This is a genomic window from Microbulbifer epialgicus (genome assembly GCF_041447265.1).
Classification (GTDB): Bacteria; Pseudomonadota; Gammaproteobacteria; order Pseudomonadales; family Cellvibrionaceae; genus Microbulbifer; species Microbulbifer epialgicus.
Genome location: NZ_JBGMEK010000154.1, coordinates 1 through 4,785, shown reverse-complemented (window position 1 = coordinate 4,785; position 4,785 = coordinate 1). Strand labels below are relative to the sequence as shown.

At 42.4% G+C, this 4,785-nt stretch carries 7 protein-coding genes and 2 pseudogenes; all 9 read right to left on the bottom strand.

Annotated elements, in window-relative coordinates; translation table 11 throughout:
* A pseudogene (locus ACCI49_RS23605) lies at nucleotides 1-550 on the bottom strand (IS5 family transposase); the annotation flags it as partial.
* 12 nt (nucleotides 551-562) lie between these two features.
* The gene (locus tag ACCI49_RS23600) at nucleotides 563-943 is read right to left on the bottom strand and encodes a transposase (RefSeq protein WP_371841694.1); all 381 of its coding nucleotides are present in this window, start codon (nucleotides 941-943) and stop codon (nucleotides 563-565) included.
* Between the two features lie 207 nt (nucleotides 944-1,150).
* A complete protein-coding gene (locus ACCI49_RS23595; protein WP_371841693.1) occupies nucleotides 1,151-1,471 on the bottom strand; it encodes a hypothetical protein in 321 nt (106 codons plus the stop codon).
* Between the two features lie 3 nt (nucleotides 1,472-1,474).
* Nucleotides 1,475-2,509: a class I SAM-dependent methyltransferase gene (locus tag ACCI49_RS23590; RefSeq protein ID WP_371841692.1), complete on the bottom strand. Its 1,035-nt coding sequence runs from the start codon at nucleotides 2,507-2,509 to the stop codon at nucleotides 1,475-1,477.
* Nucleotides 2,510-2,730: 221 nt separating this feature from the next.
* Complete coding sequence (locus ACCI49_RS23585) at nucleotides 2,731-3,123, bottom strand: hypothetical protein (protein WP_371841691.1); 393 nt, start codon at nucleotides 3,121-3,123, stop codon at nucleotides 2,731-2,733.
* Nucleotides 3,104-3,547, bottom strand: a complete 444-nt coding sequence (locus ACCI49_RS23580) for a cyclic GMP-AMP synthase DncV-like nucleotidyltransferase (RefSeq protein WP_371841690.1) — start codon at nucleotides 3,545-3,547, stop codon at nucleotides 3,104-3,106. The genes ACCI49_RS23585 and ACCI49_RS23580 overlap by 20 nt, the downstream gene beginning before the upstream one ends.
* A gap of 147 nt (nucleotides 3,548-3,694) precedes the next feature.
* Complete coding sequence (locus ACCI49_RS23575; RefSeq protein WP_503629709.1) at nucleotides 3,695-3,841, bottom strand: hypothetical protein; 147 nt, start codon at nucleotides 3,839-3,841, stop codon at nucleotides 3,695-3,697.
* Between the two features lie 16 nt (nucleotides 3,842-3,857).
* Nucleotides 3,858-4,187 (bottom strand): hypothetical protein, encoded by a 330-nt coding sequence (locus tag ACCI49_RS23570; protein WP_371841689.1) that lies wholly within the window; start codon nucleotides 4,185-4,187, stop codon nucleotides 3,858-3,860.
* A gap of 435 nt (nucleotides 4,188-4,622) precedes the next feature.
* Nucleotides 4,623-4,785, bottom strand: a pseudogene (locus ACCI49_RS23565) (IS5/IS1182 family transposase); the annotation flags it as partial.

Genomic DNA, 4,785 nt, shown 5'->3' with positions numbered 1-4,785 from the left:
TGGCGCGCGCAAGTCCAATAGTTCGAACGAACATTCCTCCCTGTTCATTTTCCATAGAACCAATTACATGCTCAACTCTGGCCCAAACTTTGGATTTACGGTGGTTAACTTCTTTTTCACACTCACTAAGAGGTTTGCCTCGACAGCCTTTTTTATGCACATGACTACGGTAACCCATTACATTCAATGCGATCTCACATTCCTCACCGTAATAGGCGCTGTCCGTCCAAACATCTTTTGAGCTATTGTCACCCGGTAATTCAGTAAAAACCTGTGAATCATGTACTTCGGCAGAAGTTACTTCGTATTCACGTATCAGTTTGTGCTTGTTCTCTACGCAGACGTAATCCTTATATCCATAGTATCTCTCGTTGTTTTTCTTGGTCCAGCGGGCATCAAGATCTTTCTGCCGCTTGACGTTTGGAACTTGCTCAATTCGCTTTGAAACCTTGCCTGCCCTGATTTCCTTGTTCTCTTCTCGGCTATTCCGCTGCTTCGGTGCATTGATAAAACTGGCATCAATTATTTGTCCTTTCTGAGCTTTGTATCCCTGCGCCTCAAGCTAACAATTGAAATCCATAAAGAGGGACTTCATGAGTCCTGCTTTTACTAGCCGTTCACGAAACAGCCAGATTGTCTTGGCATCTGGAGTTCGGTCCTCCGGGTTTAGGCTGAGAAATCGACAAAATGAAAATCGATCGCGTATCTGATATTCCAGATCATCATCCGATAGGTTATATAAATGCTGTAATACAAGTGCCTTGAACATCAGTACCTTATCAAAGGGTCTTCTTCCAGCATTACTCTTTCTTGGAAGTGTGGGGATTTTATTCAAAGTACTCCGGAAGTCCTCCCAGTCAATCAACTTACGAAGAGCAACCAGTGGATCACGTTCATTTAGCTTGCGATGGCGGTCATCAAGACCGAAAAAACTCGGCTGCATTTGACAATAACCTTTACTAGTGAGCGTTCAGACTATTTTACCGAAAATCAGTGAATTTTTAGAGGTGCTCAAAAGAGTATCTAATTATCCCCTAAGCTAAACCAACCTTTAGCAACCTTTCAACTTTGGCGGTGCCGGAGGGAGGCAAAACAAGTCACGGAATAAGCATCCACAGATCAACCCTCCTATTAAATCAGTATTGAAACTCTAATTAACTCCAGAAAGTAGATCCTCATCAACCATAATAATTCTTACACGTATTGGTTGTTCAATACCGAAGATCCTTCGTGCAGTTTCATCCAGTCGCTCTGCCAGTTTCTTACGCATCTTCGATGTTCGATTGGGCTTGTGACGGCAGGTCAGTTCTACATAGCAACCGGAAGGAGTGACCCTTGCGTCCATAATAACTGAGACCATTGCACGCTCCCCTTTGGCCTCCAATCCCTGAATTACTACTTGCCCAAAGGTTTCCAGGTTGGCATCTGTCACTCCTTTTTTTCCATCCAGAAATATCTTAAGTGATGGCATTGCTTACTCCGGTTTAAAGCCACGGAAAATACGGTTTGGAATCTTCATAGAAATACTGTCCCCCTCATCTTTAAAATCAACCTCCTTCCTAATAGAGTCGGGGGTACATCGACGAACAAAAGCGTTGAGCTCCTCCAATTTATGTCTATCTCCACCAAGCTCACTGTCGAGCCGAGCTAGAGTACTTTCATGGAAGTGTGCCTGGAAAATATCTTCTATATTGATGAAGCCTGCCTCCTTAAAAAGCCAGAGCATTTGTTCACCACGTGTAAAATAGCGATCAACAATAAGAGACTCATAGCCAGGCAGTTCATTTTTCTTTTGTATTTGCTCAGTGAAAGCATCCTGCTCAGGTCCACTATTTGACATTACTCCCCAAATCACAAACCTACCTCCGGGCTTCAAAACACGAAAAACCTGCTGAAAAATAAGTGGCTGATCAATCTGCGGCACCTCATGAATCCCCATTTTTATCGCTATGGCATCAAACTGTGCATCAGGGTAGGGCAAATCACGGGCATCTCCTATTGTGACATTGGACACCTGGGATTTGATATTCTGTGGGATCCGATCCAGCTGTGTTTTATGCAGGTCGCACATGCTTAAATCTATAGAAATATCAGATCTTTTTGCGTAACCAAGGACATGAGCACTTACCTCGCCGTAGCCACACATCAGGTCGAGCACGGATGCTCCGTTTTTCAACTCCAGTGCTTCAGCCAGCTTATCCAGATCAGCAGCTTCTACACCATGTATCCTCGAGAAATCCACAACCCGGATATTATATCCATCCGTAATTAACTCTGAACGAAATTGCAATTTAAGATCAACAGCAAGTTGCTGAATCTTTGGGGTAGCCTCAAGATGAGCATGCAAATTATTCCCGTCAAAATCAATAACAAATCTGGCCCGGCTTCCAGACCGCTTTACTTCATCCAGAAGCTTTTGGCCCTGTTCACTTACAGAAAAAAGCGTCGGTATCCCCGAAGATTCCCCATCAGTAAAATTAGCAGAACTAAATTTTCTCTTCTGCCTCATTTTCACTCCCTATAATTCCACCTATTGACTACTTTCACATTACAAATGTTTATTGATTTCATCGCTTTAAATAAACTATTAGCAGACAAAAGAAAGCATTCGTCAAACACCTATAAAAACTAATATGAAATAAGAGTATAGCCTCAGATCAATAACTGGATGGTAGTGACATAAGAATTACGCTTCTTTCCATGACAGGAGTAGTATAGAGAATACAGAATCTATTTCTTTGCTATGGACTTGGCAGGGTTTTCATGGTTCGCGACTAATGCCACAGATTCATTGATGTAATTAGCCATTCGAGACAAAATATTGTTCAAAGCTGATACCAGATTGCTCTCGCCGTTATAAGCGTTTGCAGACAGAGTAGTGATCATCACAGAAATTGGCTTACTACCCTCGTTACCCTTGAACATCGTATCGCGGTGACGCTTTAATAACTGAATGGCCTGCTGCAACCGCATTTTCCATTGATAGTAAGGCAGGCTATCGATACTGGCCTTAAAACTCATCTCACGCCCGGTGATTATCGATTTCGCGGTTCTTTTACGTGTTTCGAACCAGCGCCCTTCAGGATTACTGATACGCCAGTTGTCAATTAGCCCTATATCCAAGATCGGTGCTATCCGTGATCGACACCACAAGCTCGGACACACTTTGAGCAAGTGCATCATCAAAGCATGAATTTTCAACCATACGCTTCTTCAGAATGCCCCTCCCCCTTTCACTCTCGAGGATACACGGCACTATATCCATGTGAAAGCTCAATCCATCAGCGTATTCTAGCCGCCAACAACGTTTTTTCTCGGTGAGCTCATTTTTGATACCACGCGCCTCACGGTAAAGTTCCAGCTCATCACCAACATGATTTTTGGGCTGTTCTTGCGTGATGAGGCTCTTTCTCAAGCCTTGTCGTAGATTGCAGCCCATGCCATATTCTTCATCAGAATCTGGCTTGATTGCCGCTCCCAGTCTGAACGAGCCTTGTGAGAACACAAGCGGGTCATATTCAAGGCAGCTTGAGCCTCTCCGGTGCAACCACTTACCTATATCTTTATACCGCTTTTCGGCCTTCTTGTAAGCGTTTTCGGGCAGTTCAATTTTTCAAGAATGCTCTTCAGCACTTCGTTACTTTGATTATCCAGCATACAAATTACCCTCCACTTCAATAGCTTTAACAAATTCCTAAGTCTTCACATGGTGGTCATAAATCAACCATGGTATATCTGACTTTGGCATTCTCACCCGCCCAAATTCAATTACGCAAGAAACGGGCGTCACTGGAAATACATGAAACGGCGTGGCTTTCTCCATGCGCGAGCTTAATTTCAACAATCAGACTTTTCAGTTACTTTCTGAATAACGAAAGTTGCTGCTTGGCTTGCATAAAATCATTGTGTGTGGGGAGGGATTCAGGCATCGCATTGCCTACATTTTTAGCGAACTGATATAAATTACGCATATCCAGAGTGAGTCGCTTTCTATACTGATATAGCTTTTCATAATTTGACAGCAGAGGTTGGTGAGAAACCTCCATCTCATCAAGCAACAGAAAACTCATATTAGGATTTTCAAATGAAGCTTCAAAGCTACTGAAAAGTGTTTGGTGCTGCTCTTCTTGAGAGCACTTTAAAGGCTTAACTTCAACATATTTACATGCGTCTGGTACATAGTGCACTTCGAAATCTGGTGTGTATTCCCGTTCTTCACCATCTACAAATACATTAAATATTCTCGGTTAAGAGCAGTAGGTTTTAACCCTCGAGTCAAATTTGAAATGGAGACAATATTTTGATTCCAAAATAAACTCAACAAGAATAGGTTTTCCGCCGCCCGGCTTAATTGCTGGAAATCGAACGACGTCATTAACAGCGGATTTTTTCAGATAGCGGGCCGGAGAGTGTATTTCTTACATATATCCTGAGCTTCCATGCTCAAATCATATACCCTTAATAGGGAACCTCTATAAATTCGGAGATAAATTTACGAACTATTGGAGTGCTATTTTATAGTTGAGTTTTAGTTGTAAAACTGAGTTCATTCAATAAATATTGATAGTTAGTGTGTTTTATAGTAATTCCAAGTAAAACTCATAGCCATTTTATCCCGCTCTTCATACTGCGGGCGTAATTCGACTGTATAAACTGACAAATCGGCGCATGTTGTAAACCAAATTCATCATGCCAACCTTAACATTGGCGCGCGCAAGCCCAATAGTTCGAACGAACATTCCTCCCTGTTCATTTTCCATAGAACCAAATACATGCTCAACTCTG

Coding starts and splice junctions, on each gene's coding strand:
- ACCI49_RS23600 (WP_371841694.1), bottom strand. CDS start 943: ATGCAGCCGAGTTTTTTCGGTCTTGATGACCGCCATCGCAAGCTAAAT.
- ACCI49_RS23595 (WP_371841693.1), bottom strand. CDS start 1,471: ATGCCATCACTTAAGATATTTCTGGATGGAAAAAAAGGAGTGACAGAT.
- ACCI49_RS23590 (WP_371841692.1), bottom strand. CDS start 2,509: ATGAGGCAGAAGAGAAAATTTAGTTCTGCTAATTTTACTGATGGGGAA.